We start from the raw sequence: 13,044 nt of genomic DNA, 5'->3' as shown, positions 1-13,044 counted from the left end.
CTGCATCCGATATTGGGATTACCTTTGTTTTTCTTAGGAATGTTCCTGGTATTTTGGGTAGTTTGGACTGTGGGACTCCCCTCTCAAGACCTGATGGATGATATGACTGGCTGGATTCAAGGTGCGATGATTGAGCCTGTCATCCAACCCTTACCCACAGTGGTTCAAGACTTTTTGATTAATGGGATTTGGAACGGTTTAGCTACCGTTGCTTCCTTTGTACCATTAATTGTGCTGTTCTTTATCTTAATGGCAATTCTAGAAGATAGTGGCTACCTATCCCGTTCTGCCTATTTAATGGATATCTTTATGGAACGGTTGGGGTTAGATGGTCGCAGTTTTGTGATGCAAATGATGGGATTTGGCTGTAATGTTCCAGCATTAATGGGAACTAGAGTTATGCGATCGCAAGCCTTGCGACTGCTAACTATGCTAGTCATTCCTTTTGCTTTGTGTGCTGCCAGACTCCAGGTATTTGTCTTTATCATTGCCGCTGTCTTTCCCCATGGCAACGGGGCTTTAGTATTATTTTCCCTGTACCTACTTAGTTTTGTAGCCGCCATTGTCACTGCTGCTCTTTTCCAAGGAGTCTTTAAAAACGAGGAACCCTTTATTATAGAATTACCCCCTTACCGAATTCCGACTATCAAACAAGTCTTACTGAGAGGGTGGGGAGAAGTCAAAGAATTTTTGCAACGAGCATCTGGGTTTATTACCTTTGGCTGTGTTGCCGTTTGGTTCATCACGAATTTACCTCCAGGAGCGACAGGATTGGATACCATTGGCGGGCAAATTGGACAATTTTTAAGTCCGATCATGAATCCCATTGGTATTAATCCCCATTTAACCCTAGCCCTAATTTTTGGTTTTATTGCTAAAGAAATTGTGATTGGCTCTTTAGCCGTAATTTATGGACTTAACTCCCTGGCTGTTAGTCAGCAGATAACTGATACAGTAACATTTATCCAAGGATATAGTTTTTGTATCTTTTGCTTAATCTACACTCCCTGTTTAACTACTATTGTTACCCTATTTAATGAGGCAAAATCATGGAAATTTACCCTGTTTTCCTTAGTGTTTTCCTTAGGCTTGGCTTGGGTAGCTAGCTTGATATTTTACCAGGGAGCTTTAGCACTCGGATTTCATTGAAGATATAGCACTTCTCAATTGGGTGAGGTACAAATTTATGGGTTTTAGGGAGTAGGGATCCCCCCTAACCCCCCTTAATAAGGGGGGAATGGAGTAGGGAGTGGTAAAAAAACCTGTGTACCTCACTAGTGATGGGAATTTATATAAAAATTAAACGGGAAAAGTTAAATGGGAAAAGTGAAACGAAAAAATGGGGATTCTCCCTTATCCTCCGTGAGCAAGGCAGGCACGAACATGGGCGTTAACAAATGACCTATGACAAAAGTATTATTTTTTACAGAAAAATTTATTTTTAGTGGTATATGTGTCATGCTGGTCTTAGTCAATTGGAGTGGTAGCCCCAGTAAGGGGCTGGGAAAATGCAAAAAATCGAGGCAATTATCCGAGCCTATAAGCTCGAAGACGTCAAAATCGCTTTAGTCAATGCTGGTATCGTTGGCATGACCGTGTCTGAAGTTCGGGGATTTGGACGACAGAAAGGTCAAACTGAACAGTATCGCGGTACAAAGTACAGGGTAGACTTTCTTCCTAAGGTAAAGCTAGAAGTCGTTGTTGAAAATGGCTTAGTTGACATGGCAGTAGAAAAAATTCTCACTGCTGCTCACACCGGTAAAATCGGCGACGGTAAAATTTTTATCAGTCCCATTGAGCAAGTTGTCCGGATTAGGACTGGAGAAAGGAATTTAGAGGCTGTTTAATCTCTAATCTGCTTGAGCTTGTAGCTTGTAGGGTGGGCAAAAACAGTTTGGTTCAAATGAGTATTAATGATTAGATTACTTTGCCCACCCTACTTGAATTGGTCTAAGTGCTAATGGGTAATGGGTAATGGGTAATGGGTAATGGGTACTTGACGATTACCCATTACCCTGACCCAAAAATCCAGGGACGATTTGCTAAGTGATTAGTAGGAATTAGTTGGAATTAGATTCGTAAAACATTGATTTGCTCCGATCGTACACTGGCCAATCGTCGTTTTCACCACCAATAATTAATTTTTCAATCTCCACATATTCTTTGGCAAGTTGCCGGAGAGAATTAATTAAAATATCAAGAGCGATCGCATCACTAGTTCCTAAATCAAACCAGCAGCGCCCCCATGTGCCTTCATACTCAAACTCGCCCTGATTATGCATCAAGGCCATTAAACTCTTTTCCGCTACTCTATCATCATATTCCATGTAGCTGATTTCTAGGCCAACTTCTTGCACCGGCAGGTTTTCTGCATCAAATCCTCCCAATTTACCTAATAAAAACCAGGAATTGAACAGTTCTTCCACGTATTCCTTTTCCCGATAGGAGGGAACAGTGCTAAATTCTATCCAAATCCACAAATCAAATGGGTTAAACTCACGAAATATAATTTGCATATCGTTAGGGAATAGGGAATAGGGAATCGGGAATCGGGAATCGGGAATCGGGAATCGGGAATCGGGAATCGGGAATCGGGAATCGGGAATCGGTTAAAAGCAAATATTTTAACAATAACTAAGTTTTAGTTATTACCATAAATCCCTACTATCCGAGAGTAAACTTTTGATTAATCCTGAATTTTATCCAAAAACTATCTTATCACAATTTTCAACTAGTTGTGAAAAATATAGTTATGAAAAATCACCAATAGTGAGAGAGGGAGCAGGGAGCAGGGAGTAGCGATGGAGCGCGCTCTTGGAGTTCCAGTTGCTTATCTGACTCCCCATCTCCCCATCTCCCCATCTCCCCATCTCCCCATCTCCCCATCTCCCCATCTCCCCATCTCCCCATCTCCCCATCTCCCCGCGCCCACTCCTGTGATTCCCTCAAAGAGTATAACTAATTGTTGCTACTACTACCCAATCGTGATCGTGAGTTTCCCCTAAGGCATAGTGAACTGTACACCATTCTCCAGACAGATTGAAGTTAAGATGGTAAGTTTTGGAATTAAGCAGTTGAGTGGCAAACAAGTTTCTCAAGTCTAACTCGAACTTGCATTCTGTTTGGATTTCCTCTAATCCTGCTCTTTCTTCTGACAATTCTTCTTGAACCTCTTGGTATTGTTCCGTTGATAAGTCTCCTTCTTCCTCTAACTTTACTAGTTCTTGTTCTAGCTGTGCTATTGTTTCCTGATACTCTTCTATCTCCGTGCCGTAATCATCTCGAACTCTAATAAATTCATTGATTTCGCTAATCTCTAAAAATCCCGTAGTATCCAATAATTTTTGCATGACTTCGTTGCGACTAGTGGTGATCACTACCTCGAAACCTCCCAAAGTTAATTCTTCCTCTGCTTGGGCTTGATGAGTAATTTGATTGGTGATAGATTGGATTTGCTCAACCAGTGCAGCGGTATTGTCTTGGAGAGATTCTAGATCCGGAATCATAAATTGTGGTGATGAGTTGCACCGCCAACTTTGTTTGATACCTAATCCAATCCACTCTCCTGCTGTTGATGAACCAATTAGCATGGGAATTCCTAAGGAGCCAAAGACACTTTGTTGAAGGGGAAATCCCTCTTCCAATTCTTCTGGTAGTGTAGGAAGGCGATAGCCATAGATAGTTAACTCTGACAAGTTAGCTTGCAGCAGTGCGATCAGATTTTGGTAATGGTCGCTCACAGCTTGAGATTGGGTTGCGCGAATCTGACTGAGAAACTCTTCAGGAGCAAAGGGCATAAGACCGGTGTTATCCACTAGAAAGCGTTCCACTGAAAAGGGACCTTTATCTTCTACTTCCCAAGGGATAATTATATAAGGAGCGTCACCAACTAGGCTGTAGTATTCATCTTTGGTTAGTTCTTCAAGGGTAGTAACAATTTGCTCAGTTTGGGGTTTCATAATTAAGGAATTTTAATGTAGGGTGTTAGTAAGCATTCAGCCGTCAGCTGTCAGCCGTCAGCTATAGCATTTTTAGTTGAGAGGTGAAACTATAATTAATGGTCAAAGGGAATAGGGAATAGGGAATAGGGAATAGGGAATAGGGAACAGGGAACAGGGAAAAGACAAAAAATCGGTGTGTACTTCATTAATAGGAAAACGGCTGTATGATAAATCAGCATTTGCTTTCATGAGATAATTTTAAATTATAGCGTTTCTCGCAGTTATGAGGTACAGTCTTCTTTGACGTTGATTCCCTGTGTTGATGCAGGACATCCCTATTCCCTATTCCCTATTCTCTCTTCCCTGTTCCCAGATCAGCTGTTCCCTGTTCCCTAAAATCCAGAAATTTTTTCCTCATAACTATGAGAATTGCTATATATATTAGCAAAAGCTTGATATAATTGATCATACTTATGAGGTAGATTTAATTTTATTACTCCCTACTCCCTACTCCCTACTCCCTACTCCCTAAAATCCTAAGGGCGAACTACATCATTACTGACAACTACCACGAAATATAATGTATTTTATCTGAGCAACTCATGAGTTTTAAAGCAGCAAATTCTGGTCAAGATTTGAACGAATCTACCGCAGGACGTTCCAAGATTATTTCCTGTCGTTTTACGGATGTGGAACAGGTGACTGAGTTTTTGACTTATAGCCAAATGGAAATAATGCAGCTTTCTTGTGGTTCGTTCCAGAGTGAGTTTTTGGCTACCCAGATTGGTGATTTGTATTTCACACGTATTAGCGCCAATCAATCGGTTCAAGCAATAGGTCCGAAACAGCAGGGATATTTAACTTTTTCGTTGGTTTGGGCCGCCAGTTGAATTAAACAGCTAGCCATTAGAGATAGGATGTCGAAGTTTGCTATTACTTCGGCATCCTATCGTACAAAAAAGGGTAATAACTTGATATGGTAAACAAGGCACAGATCAGGTATATTTAATGAATTGGAACCGTATTTGGAAAATAGGGGTAGCAGTTGCGATCGCCCTAGTTTTGGCCATCGTTGCCTACCTGGTGATAGCACAACAGAATCGACCCATCCCCGATATAGGCTCTACAGGCACCAGTAACCCGGAGCCAGAGGTTGTTGACTCAGATACAGAGCCTTTTACTCTACAACTGCTCCATGCTTCAGATTTTGAGGCTGGACTGGCCGCATTGGAAGATGCTCCTCGGTTTTCCGCCGTCCTGAATGCCCTGAAGGACGACTACCCCAATACCCTTGTCCTCTCTTCTGGAGATAACTACATTCCCAGTCCGTTCCTGTTTGCGGGCAGCGATCCTAGGTTGAACGAGACCCCTGTGGGAGAGGCTAGTATTGGTCACGCCAATATCGAAATCCACAATCAACTCGGTATCCAAGCTTCCACCTTTGGGAATCATGATTTCGATCTCGGCAGCAAGGAAGTGCGGGATATCATTCAACCAGATGGAGATTACCGTGGGGCGCTGTTTCCCTATCTCAGTTCCAACCTGGATTTCAGCACAGACCCTAACCTATCAAGCCTGATCAGTGCAAACGGTCAAGAAGTCAGCACCATTCCGGCAGGACAGGTTGCGGGGACTGCAGTGATTACCGTCAATGGTGAGCCAATTGGTATTGTCGGAGCAAGCACACCCCTTCTGCCTACCATCTCTTCCTCTGATGGAGTGACGGTGTTCCCGGAAAATCCCACAGACTATGACGCCCTGGCTGCTAAAATCCAAACTGCGGTGGATGAACTGACCGCTACAGGCATCAACAAGATTATTCTCCTGGCTCACATGCAACAGTTGACCATTGAGCGGGATGAGTTAGCCCCTCGTTTGCGGGATGTAGATATAATTGTGGCGGGAGGGTCTCACACCTTGCTGTCTGATGCCACCGATCATCTTCGGCTCGGAGATACCAGTGGCGGTTCCTATCCTATTATCAAAACCAATGGAGATGGAAACGCGATCGCTGTTGTGAACACAGATGCCACCTATAAGTATGTGGGTCGTCTGGTGGTGGACTTTGATGCAAACGGTATCCTGATTGCCAGCAGTATTGACCCCAACATTAGTGGAGCCTACGCCACAGATGATCAAGGAGTTGCAGCGGTAGGAGGGACCCCAGATCCAGAGGTTGTAGAAATTACCAATACCCTGGATGAAGTGATCAGTACTCAGGATAGCAATATTTTTGGCAATACCAAAGTTTTCCTGCGGGGCGATCGCGCTTTTGTCCGTACCGAAGAAACCAACCTGGGTAACCTAACCGCTGATGCTAACCTGACCTATGCCAAGACTGTCGATGATACAACCGTGTTTTCCTTCAAAAATGGAGGTGGCATCCGTTCCAACATCGGGGTAATTAGCGCTGCTAACGGTGGCATCGACCCCAATGACTTTGAACTGTTGCCCCCAGCAGCCAATCCTGCGGTGGGCAAGGAAGAAGGGGAAGTTTCCCAACTCGACATTACAAACTCCCTCCGTTTTAACAATGGACTTACCCTGTTTACCGTCACGGCAGATCAATTGTTGCAAACCATCGAGGATGCGGTAGCAGCAACAGCTCCAGGTGTGACTCCCGGCCAGTTTCCCCAAGTCGGTCGGCTTAAATTTAGCTTTGATAGCACTCGTCCTGCCAATGATCGGGTTCTGTCTTTGGTTGTCCTGGACGATCAAGACCAAGTTATCGATGTAGTGGCTCAGAATGGTGAATTAGTGGGGGATCCCAGCCGCACGTTTCGTGGTGTTACCATTAGCTACGTGGCTGATGGCGCTCCCTTATCCACCTTCTTGAGTGCCAATCCAGCTTTGTTCAATCGGGTCGATTTCTGGGGTGAGCCGGATAGCAATGGCGATGGGGTTTTAGATCCTGACGAAGACCTCAACAAAAACGGCATCCGAGATGGTGCGATCCCTGAACCTTTCCAGGGTTTTGCCAATTTTGCCTCCTTTGGTTCCGAGCAGGATGCCCTAGCCGAATACCTCCATGAATTCTTCCCCACCGCAGCTAATGCCTTTAATCAGCCTGATACTGACCCGGCATTGGACGAGCGAATTCAAAATCTGGCTTTCCGGGAAGATACAGTAATTCCCGAATAACCAAGCATTGCTAAATCAAGGGATGAAATGATTGGGGTGGGCATCCTGCCCGCCCGAAAATGAAACCCACTGGACTGACACAGCTAAAATGGTGCTTTAGTAAAATCCCTAAATCCCTTGTCAATTAAGGTTTTTACCAAAAATATATTCTACTACTTTAGCTGTGTTAGTCCACTACTCATTATAATGGTTCCCCTTTGTTGCGGTAAGCATCCCGCTCACTATTGAAGGATAATAGTGCTAGAAGTTGTAGAAAAAGTAATGGCTGCCAAAGACCTATTCCATGATGCTGTAAAAGAAGCACTCCAAAAAGACGATTGGATTATCACAGCAGATCCCCTAAAAATTAAGATTGAGGGAGTTAAGCTTGAAATAGATTTAGCAGCAGATAAAGTTATAGCAGCTCAAAAAGCAGAACGAAAAATAGCAGTTGAAATAAAAAGTTTCCTCAATACTTCGGCAATTACCGATTTTCATGCTGCACGCTTTTCAATTTTTAAACTATCGCCTAGCATTACAAATGAGCGAATCAGATAGAATACTTTATCTGGGAGTTCCTGTTGATACATTTGAATCATTATTCCAAGAAAAATTGCCCCAAGAAGCCGTTAAGGTTGATCAAGTAAAATTACTCATATACAATCCTGTTGAGGAGGTAATAATTCAATGGAAAAATTAGAAAAGTACCGATTAATAATTCGCCAATTATTAACTAATCATGCCAGGTTAGAAGCGACTAATTCAGATTCAGAGATTGAAGGTCAACTTATTTTTGACACAGAACATGACCATTATCAACTTCTAGATATCGGCTGGGATGGACTCAAACGAGTTTATAACTGTTTCATCCATTTAGATATCAAAGATGGTAGAATTTGGATTCAGCGAAATATGACAGAAGCTGATTTGGCACAAGATTTGGTGGAAATGGGTATACCAAAAGACGATATTATTCTCGGTTTACATCCCAGTTATAAACGTCCTTACACAGGCTATGGAGTGGCTTAGTGATATTCAGCTTATGGGCTATGGGCACGCTACTTGAGGTGCCATTGGTCTTTGGGCAACGCCTGATAGCTGAACGGATCGCTGACCGCTAAATGCCTACGTACTAATAGCTTTTCTGACTCAACAATGAACACTCCTTGGTTAAAATCACTTCTATTCAAACTTTTCCTCAGTTTCCTGACAGTATGCCTAGTCCTTGGCACTGCCACACAAGTCAAGGCATCTCCCACGGTAAATAGCTGCCCTGAAGGTATGACCTTAATCCCTGGCGGTACTTTCAAGATGGGTTCCGACGTTTACTATCCTTCCGAGCGCTCTGCCGAAGATGTTACCGTTGAGAGCTTCTGCATCGATAAATACGAAGTCACTAATGCCGAATTTGCCAAATTTGTCAAGGAAACTGGTTATATTACAGTAGCAGAGCGTCCCCTCTCCTCCGAACAGTTTCCGGACTTAACAGAGGAGCAACGGGCACCTTCCTAGTCTTTCAGATGCCGGACAATGGGGTTAGACCAGTGGGTTACCTGAGCTGGTGGAAGTGGACTCCTGGGGCTGACTGGCGACATCCCTTTGGTCCAAAGAGCGACATTAAGGGTAAAAAGAACTATCCCGTCGTCCATGTTGCCTATGAAGACGTTCAAGCCTATGCTAAGTGGGCAGGGAAGTCAGTACCCACAGAAGCCCAATGGGAATATGCTGCTCACGGTGGAATGGATGATGCCACCTACAGCTGGGGTGAGCAATACTCGGCCCAGAAGGCGAATACCTGGCAAGGATTCTTCCCCTTTTTCAACACCAAAGCTGATGGTCACACCGGCACTGCACCTGTAGGTTCTTTTGAACCAAATGGTTATGGTTTGTATGACATAACTGGTAATGTCTGGGAGTGGACTTCAGATTGGTATAGCATCGGTCACAATGGCAAAGCCCACAGCCTTAATCCTACAGGACCTAATCAAAAAGAAAGCTTCGACCCGAGAGAACCGGGTGTTGCTAAACATGTAATTAAAGGCGGGTCTTACCTGTGTGCTCCTAATTATTGTAGTCGCTATCGTCCTGCTGCTCGGGAGTCTCAATCACCGGATACAGGAACGACTCACATTGGATTTAGGTTAGTTAAGCCTGATAATTTTTCCTAAATCTGAAAAAATTATATAGCATTTATTCAAAGTCCCCCTTTTTAAGGGGGATTTAGGGGTATCCCTTTGTACCTCATGGGAAAGACAATTGCTATAGAATTGATTATTTGCTTGGTTACTCTCCTGATTGAAATGAGATAGAACATTATTGGTTTCCGATTAAAAACCAACGGAGAAAGTCACGTGGTACGATTGAAGATTTACGAGAGGGAGTAGACATGGCTGTTCCGCTAACCTCCTAATCTATAATTCGACTGCTATAACCCTGTTCTAGGAAACATTTTTGTGTCTTGGAACAGGGTTAACTAATGGGAAAAGATTATATTGACAAGATTGGTTTAGTCGGTAAAAATAGCCTTGTTTGCCTTGAAGCGGATCAGCAATTACACCCGATAAATCTTAGGTCATGAAAAAAAGAACGTTTTTAGTTTTCCTGTCGATTCTCTTATCAGTGTTTTACCTAGGAGGCTTTGTCCGATGTGCCCCTGCTGCTGCGGACTATGACCCCTTACTGTCTTGGAATCAGGGTGCGGCTAAGCAAACGATTGTTAACTTTGTACAAGAGGTTACCAATCCCAACAGTGATAACTACGTTCGTCCTAGCGATCGCATCGCCACGTTTGATAATGATGGAACCCTGTGGACTGAAAAACCCACAACTATTCAGCGGTTATTTATCCTAGAACAGCTAGGTAATCCATTGCCAGATTTCAAAGAACTTGCTTCTTTAAGTCAAAAGGATGTAATCCTAGACGATCTTCAACTCCAGGGAATGACAACAGAAGACTATCAACAGAAGGCTAGGGAATTTTTGGATAACTCAAAGCATCCAGACTTTGGAGTTCCATACATAAAGGTGACTTACCAGCCCATGGTTGAACTGGTCAACTATCTCAGGAGTAATGATTTCAAGGTCTATATTTGCTCTGGGGGGGGGATTGATTTCATTCGCTCCTATGCCGAAGATGCCTACGGTATTCCCCCTGAAAACATCATTGGTAGTAGCATCCAAACCGAGTTTATCACCAAAGACGATGGATCCCATGTCTTGGTTCGGAAGCCAGAACTGGTGCAACCCATTAATACTAAAGGAGGTAAAGTAGTGGGGATTGAGCGCTACATTGGTAAAAAACCAATTATCACAGTTGGTAATTCCGATGGTGATTTAGAAATGCTTCAGTACACTGACGAGCAAGACGGTCCAGCTTTGATGATGCTGGTTCACCACGATGATCCCCGGGAATATGTCTACGATACAGGTGCGGAGAATGCTCTTCGGGAGGCCGACGCTCGTGGTTGGACAGTTATCAGTATGAAAGAGGATTTCGTAACAGTGTTTGGAAACGAAATTGATATAGCAAAGGGAACAGGGAACAGGGAACAGGGAACAGGGAGTAGGAAGTAGGGAGTAGGGAATATGGCATCAAAATTCTCTCAATTCCTACACGGATTGCTATAAATCCCAGAAAGAATTTCAATCCGAGAACCTATCTGGATATGAAACAGAAGCTAAATACGAACGATTAATCTGCTCAGTAGTTTCTGATCCGTATCCTAGACCGTGACAGTAAATGCCAAGCCCTAGGATCCATGGCTTCACTCCGTAATTGCTAATTTCAGGCTTTGGCAAAAGTCCCCAATGGCTGACAAGCCTTCTGATGGCGTCCCATCTGCCAAACGTTTTACTATAGCACTACCCACAATCACTGCATCTGCACCCCAATCTTTGACCTGCTTAGCTTGTTCTGGCTGGGAGATACCAAAGCCAACCCCGATTGGCTTATCGGTTAGACCACGCATCTGATTGAGTAAGTCTTGTACCCGTGATTGCAGCTGAGTTCTCATCCCGGTGACACCGGTAACACTGACTAGGTAAATAAAGCCCTGAGACTGTTTAGCGATCGCTTCAATCCGTTCTGTTGGTGAAGTTGGTGCCACTAACAATATCACTTCAATCCCAAGCTCTGCTGCGGGTTTCAGCAATATTTGAGCTTCTTCCAGGGGTAAGTCAGGCACCACTAACCCTTTCGCCCCCACTTCAGCAATCTGCTCTAAAAAGGAATTAATCCCTCGGTTGAGAATGGGATTGTAGTAGGTAAATAGGACAATTGGCGCTTGTAACTCTGGGCTAACTTCCTTTACCATTGCCAGAACATCATCCAACTGCACACCTTTTTGTAATGCTCTAGTCGCAGCAGCATGGATAGTTGGACCATCGGCCAAGGGGTCGGAATAGGGTACTCCCAATTCAATGATGTCAGCACCGGATTGGTCGAGTACCCGCAAGGCTTTGGCTGTGGTTTCTAAATCGGGATCCCCAGCGGTAATAAAAGGAATCAGAGCACACTGGGAGTTAGATCTCAGGGATCCGAAGCAATCGGAAATGTTTGTCATTGGTCATTCGTCATCTAGTTTTGCCCCTGCCCCTCCTGCTTAAGGGGGGATATGGAGGAATCGTCCTGTGCCTTGGTCAAACGCTTTTCCTGTTCCACCTCTGCTTGGAGTTGGGCAAGTTCTTCTGGTGTCATTTCTTCGAGTCGCTTTTGCAGGACAGCATCTTTATAGTCTTTCACCTGCTGGTTATAGGTCATGGTTTGGGTCAGGGCTCGAAACAGGTAGGTTAGCACCCACCCAACTAACCCCCCAACCAAGAGGACTTGACTCCAAATCCCGGCTTGGATGTGATCGTACCCAGCAAGCTGAAAGATCAAGTAGGCTATGCCGCCAGTAGCAAAGATACCAAGGGCAATTCCAATCGCGTCAATTCGTCGCATGAATTACTAATGATCGCTTAAGTGACTGACTTACCCTTGTGGCTGACGCCGCTTGGGGCGGAGGTTTAAGATTGGACTGAAGAGTAATAAACCTGGAAAGAATAAGAAGACCATGAAGTACATGAAGCCTCGCTCAAAGGAGCTAGCAACGTACCACCGTTTCTGTAGGTAGAGATAGATGGCGAGAGGGAATACCAATAAGTAGGCTCCTGCCAGAGACAGGTATAGTATCGCAGTAATCATAGAATTTTGGTTTAGGACACAGAAGACAAAAATGCGTTCGCGTAGCGTGACCATTTGCTTCGCTTAGCGTGGCCCAAAGGCCAAGGTCAATCGCTCAACCCTACTATACTACCTTAGGTCGAACATGCTGCCCTGTGTTCCCCCAGAGGCAGACTTTGCCCCATCCTAAAAATTTCAAAAATTTCAATACTATACTTGCATAGTAGCCCCAGTTCATGGTTAAATAGAAAACAGTGAAATCACAGTGGTTGATGGGTAAACGCAAACCCACCGCTATGTGATATCAACCAGGGGGCGTGGCGGAATGGTAGACGCTACGGACTTAAGGAAATTGAGCACTGATGGAGAAATCTGTCATGTGAATGCTCTCAAACTCAGGGAAACCTAAGTCTGGTCAAAGATAAGGCAATCCTGAGCCAAGCCGGGAAAACCTCTCGGAAGGTGCAGAGACTCGACGGGAGCTACCCTAACGTAAAGCCGAGGGTAAAGAGAGAGTCCAATTCTCAAGAGCCAGCTATGGCAGTAGCGAAAGCTACGGGAGAATGAAAATCCGTTGACCTTAAACGGTCGTGTGGGTTCAAGTCCCACCGCCCCCATATTTACGTACGACAGAGATATTTTCAGAGCAGGGAAACAGGGTTTGGTGATTAATTAGATTAATCAGCCGAACAAGAGGAAATTAATGATTAACCCAGCAGCGGACTATGATTCCCCCTGGAAAGACACCCTGGAATGGTACTTTGAGCCCTTCATTGCCCTGTGCTTTGCCCACATTCATAGTCAAATCAATTGGTCTCG

18 protein-coding genes are annotated in these 13,044 nt (G+C 44.3%); 10 read left to right on the top strand and 8 right to left on the bottom strand.

Annotated elements, in window-relative coordinates; genetic code table 11:
* A partial coding sequence (gene feoB / locus F6K57_RS09310; RefSeq protein ID WP_293066827.1) for a ferrous iron transport protein B occupies window positions 1–1,149 on the top strand: 1,149 nt, incomplete at its 5' end.
* Between the two features lie 359 nt (window positions 1,150–1,508).
* Window positions 1,509–1,847 (top strand): P-II family nitrogen regulator, encoded by a 339-nt coding sequence (locus F6K57_RS09305; protein ID WP_293035887.1) that lies wholly within the window; start codon window positions 1,509–1,511, stop codon window positions 1,845–1,847.
* A 213-nt stretch (window positions 1,848–2,060) separates the two neighbouring features.
* On the opposite strand, the gene F6K57_RS09300 is transcribed toward F6K57_RS09305, so the two are convergent.
* From F6K57_RS09300 to F6K57_RS09285, 4 genes are all read right to left on the bottom strand, one after another.
* Window positions 2,061–2,516 carry a DUF3531 family protein gene (locus tag F6K57_RS09300; protein ID WP_293017508.1) on the bottom strand — a complete coding sequence of 152 codons (456 nt, stop codon included), beginning with the start codon at window positions 2,514–2,516 and terminating at the stop codon, window positions 2,061–2,063.
* 244 nt (window positions 2,517–2,760) lie between these two features.
* Window positions 2,761–2,910 (bottom strand): hypothetical protein, encoded by a 150-nt coding sequence (locus F6K57_RS09295; protein WP_293017506.1) that lies wholly within the window; start codon window positions 2,908–2,910, stop codon window positions 2,761–2,763.
* Between the two features lie 35 nt (window positions 2,911–2,945).
* Window positions 2,946–3,959, bottom strand: coding sequence for a hypothetical protein (locus F6K57_RS09290; protein ID WP_293066823.1), 1,014 nt, complete (start codon window positions 3,957–3,959; stop codon window positions 2,946–2,948).
* 102 nt (window positions 3,960–4,061) lie between these two features.
* Complete coding sequence (locus F6K57_RS09285) at window positions 4,062–4,190, bottom strand: hypothetical protein (RefSeq protein ID WP_293017504.1); 129 nt, start codon at window positions 4,188–4,190, stop codon at window positions 4,062–4,064.
* A 353-nt stretch (window positions 4,191–4,543) separates the two neighbouring features.
* Here F6K57_RS09285 and F6K57_RS09280 point away from each other — a divergent pair, with 353 nt between their 5' ends.
* The 5 genes from F6K57_RS09280 to F6K57_RS09265 all read left to right on the top strand — a co-directional run bounded on the left by F6K57_RS09280 (window position 4,544) and on the right by F6K57_RS09265 (window position 8,090).
* Window positions 4,544–4,831: a hypothetical protein gene (locus F6K57_RS09280; protein ID WP_293066820.1), complete on the top strand. Its 288-nt coding sequence runs from the start codon at window positions 4,544–4,546 to the stop codon at window positions 4,829–4,831.
* Between the two features lie 118 nt (window positions 4,832–4,949).
* A complete protein-coding gene (locus F6K57_RS09275; protein WP_293066817.1) occupies window positions 4,950–7,082 on the top strand; it encodes a bifunctional metallophosphatase/5'-nucleotidase in 2,133 nt (710 codons plus the stop codon).
* 237 nt (window positions 7,083–7,319) lie between these two features.
* The gene (locus F6K57_RS41930) at window positions 7,320–7,619 is read left to right on the top strand and encodes an element excision factor XisH family protein (RefSeq protein ID WP_364302047.1); all 300 of its coding nucleotides are present in this window, start codon (window positions 7,320–7,322) and stop codon (window positions 7,617–7,619) included.
* Window positions 7,558–7,761 carry an element excision factor XisH family protein gene (locus F6K57_RS41925; RefSeq protein ID WP_364302044.1) on the top strand — a complete coding sequence of 68 codons (204 nt, stop codon included), beginning with the start codon at window positions 7,558–7,560 and terminating at the stop codon, window positions 7,759–7,761. Before F6K57_RS41930 ends, F6K57_RS41925 begins: the two co-directional genes overlap by 62 nt.
* Window positions 7,749–8,090 carry a XisI protein gene (locus F6K57_RS09265; protein WP_293036120.1) on the top strand — a complete coding sequence of 114 codons (342 nt, stop codon included), beginning with the start codon at window positions 7,749–7,751 and terminating at the stop codon, window positions 8,088–8,090. Before F6K57_RS41925 ends, F6K57_RS09265 begins: the two co-directional genes overlap by 13 nt.
* Before the next feature lie 29 nt (window positions 8,091–8,119).
* On the opposite strand, the gene F6K57_RS09260 is transcribed toward F6K57_RS09265, so the two are convergent.
* Window positions 8,120–8,371 carry a hypothetical protein gene (locus tag F6K57_RS09260; protein WP_293036117.1) on the bottom strand — a complete coding sequence of 84 codons (252 nt, stop codon included), beginning with the start codon at window positions 8,369–8,371 and terminating at the stop codon, window positions 8,120–8,122.
* Between the two features lies 1 nt (window position 8,372).
* On the opposite strand from F6K57_RS09260, the gene F6K57_RS09255 reads away from it, so the two are divergent.
* The 3 genes from F6K57_RS09255 to F6K57_RS09245 all read left to right on the top strand — a co-directional run bounded on the left by F6K57_RS09255 (window position 8,373) and on the right by F6K57_RS09245 (window position 10,634).
* Window positions 8,373–8,573, top strand: coding sequence for an SUMF1/EgtB/PvdO family nonheme iron enzyme (locus tag F6K57_RS09255; protein WP_269086982.1), 201 nt, complete (start codon window positions 8,373–8,375; stop codon window positions 8,571–8,573).
* A 32-nt stretch (window positions 8,574–8,605) separates the two neighbouring features.
* Window positions 8,606–9,229 (top strand): SUMF1/EgtB/PvdO family nonheme iron enzyme, encoded by a 624-nt coding sequence (locus F6K57_RS09250; RefSeq protein WP_293017498.1) that lies wholly within the window; start codon window positions 8,606–8,608, stop codon window positions 9,227–9,229.
* Between the two features lie 406 nt (window positions 9,230–9,635).
* Window positions 9,636–10,634 (top strand): haloacid dehalogenase-like hydrolase, encoded by a 999-nt coding sequence (locus F6K57_RS09245; RefSeq protein WP_293036111.1) that lies wholly within the window; start codon window positions 9,636–9,638, stop codon window positions 10,632–10,634.
* A 191-nt stretch (window positions 10,635–10,825) separates the two neighbouring features.
* Here the strand turns inward: F6K57_RS09245 and trpA are convergent, their stop codons facing one another.
* The 3 genes from trpA to ndhL are packed head-to-tail and all read right to left on the bottom strand — an operon-like array spanning window position 10,826 to window position 12,300.
* A complete protein-coding gene (gene trpA / locus F6K57_RS09240) occupies window positions 10,826–11,623 on the bottom strand; it encodes a tryptophan synthase subunit alpha (RefSeq protein ID WP_293036107.1) in 798 nt (265 codons plus the stop codon).
* Between the two features lie 14 nt (window positions 11,624–11,637).
* Complete coding sequence (locus tag F6K57_RS09235; protein WP_293036103.1) at window positions 11,638–12,003, bottom strand: DUF3007 family protein; 366 nt, start codon at window positions 12,001–12,003, stop codon at window positions 11,638–11,640.
* Between the two features lie 30 nt (window positions 12,004–12,033).
* Window positions 12,034–12,300 (bottom strand): NAD(P)H-quinone oxidoreductase subunit L, encoded by a 267-nt coding sequence (gene ndhL / locus F6K57_RS09230; RefSeq protein ID WP_267876526.1) that lies wholly within the window; start codon window positions 12,298–12,300, stop codon window positions 12,034–12,036.
* Window positions 12,301–13,044 lie beyond the last annotated feature (744 nt).

This window comes from Moorena sp. SIO4A5 (assembly GCF_010672005.1).
In the GTDB taxonomy this organism is placed as follows: domain Bacteria; phylum Cyanobacteriota; class Cyanobacteriia; order Cyanobacteriales; family Coleofasciculaceae; genus Moorena.
Note: the sequence above shows the minus strand (reverse complement) of the source record. Positions and strands in the feature narration are given on the sequence as shown.

Excerpts from the sequence above, each read along its gene's own strand:
- F6K57_RS09295 (WP_293017506.1), bottom strand. The coding sequence starts at position 2,910 with ATGGGGAGATGGGGAGATGGGGAGATGGGGAGATGGGGAGATGGGGAG.
- F6K57_RS09235 (WP_293036103.1), bottom strand. The coding sequence starts at position 12,003 with ATGCGACGAATTGACGCGATTGGAATTGCCCTTGGTATCTTTGCTACT.
- F6K57_RS09305 (WP_293035887.1), top strand. The coding sequence starts at position 1,509 with ATGCAAAAAATCGAGGCAATTATCCGAGCCTATAAGCTCGAAGACGTC.
- F6K57_RS09265 (WP_293036120.1), top strand. The coding sequence starts at position 7,749 with ATGGAAAAATTAGAAAAGTACCGATTAATAATTCGCCAATTATTAACT.
- F6K57_RS09280 (WP_293066820.1), top strand. The coding sequence starts at position 4,544 with ATGAGTTTTAAAGCAGCAAATTCTGGTCAAGATTTGAACGAATCTACC.
- F6K57_RS09255 (WP_269086982.1), top strand. The coding sequence starts at position 8,373 with ATGGGTTCCGACGTTTACTATCCTTCCGAGCGCTCTGCCGAAGATGTT.
- trpA (WP_293036107.1), bottom strand. The coding sequence starts at position 11,623 with ATGACAAACATTTCCGATTGCTTCGGATCCCTGAGATCTAACTCCCAG.
- F6K57_RS09275 (WP_293066817.1), top strand. The coding sequence starts at position 4,950 with ATGAATTGGAACCGTATTTGGAAAATAGGGGTAGCAGTTGCGATCGCC.
- F6K57_RS09300 (WP_293017508.1), bottom strand. The coding sequence starts at position 2,516 with ATGCAAATTATATTTCGTGAGTTTAACCCATTTGATTTGTGGATTTGG.
- F6K57_RS09290 (WP_293066823.1), bottom strand. The coding sequence starts at position 3,959 with ATGAAACCCCAAACTGAGCAAATTGTTACTACCCTTGAAGAACTAACC.
- F6K57_RS09245 (WP_293036111.1), top strand. The coding sequence starts at position 9,636 with ATGAAAAAAAGAACGTTTTTAGTTTTCCTGTCGATTCTCTTATCAGTG.
- ndhL (WP_267876526.1), bottom strand. The coding sequence starts at position 12,300 with ATGGTCACGCTACGCGAACGCATTTTTGTCTTCTGTGTCCTAAACCAA.
- F6K57_RS41925 (WP_364302044.1), top strand. The coding sequence starts at position 7,558 with ATGCTGCACGCTTTTCAATTTTTAAACTATCGCCTAGCATTACAAATG.
- F6K57_RS09285 (WP_293017504.1), bottom strand. The coding sequence starts at position 4,190 with ATGAAAGCAAATGCTGATTTATCATACAGCCGTTTTCCTATTAATGAA.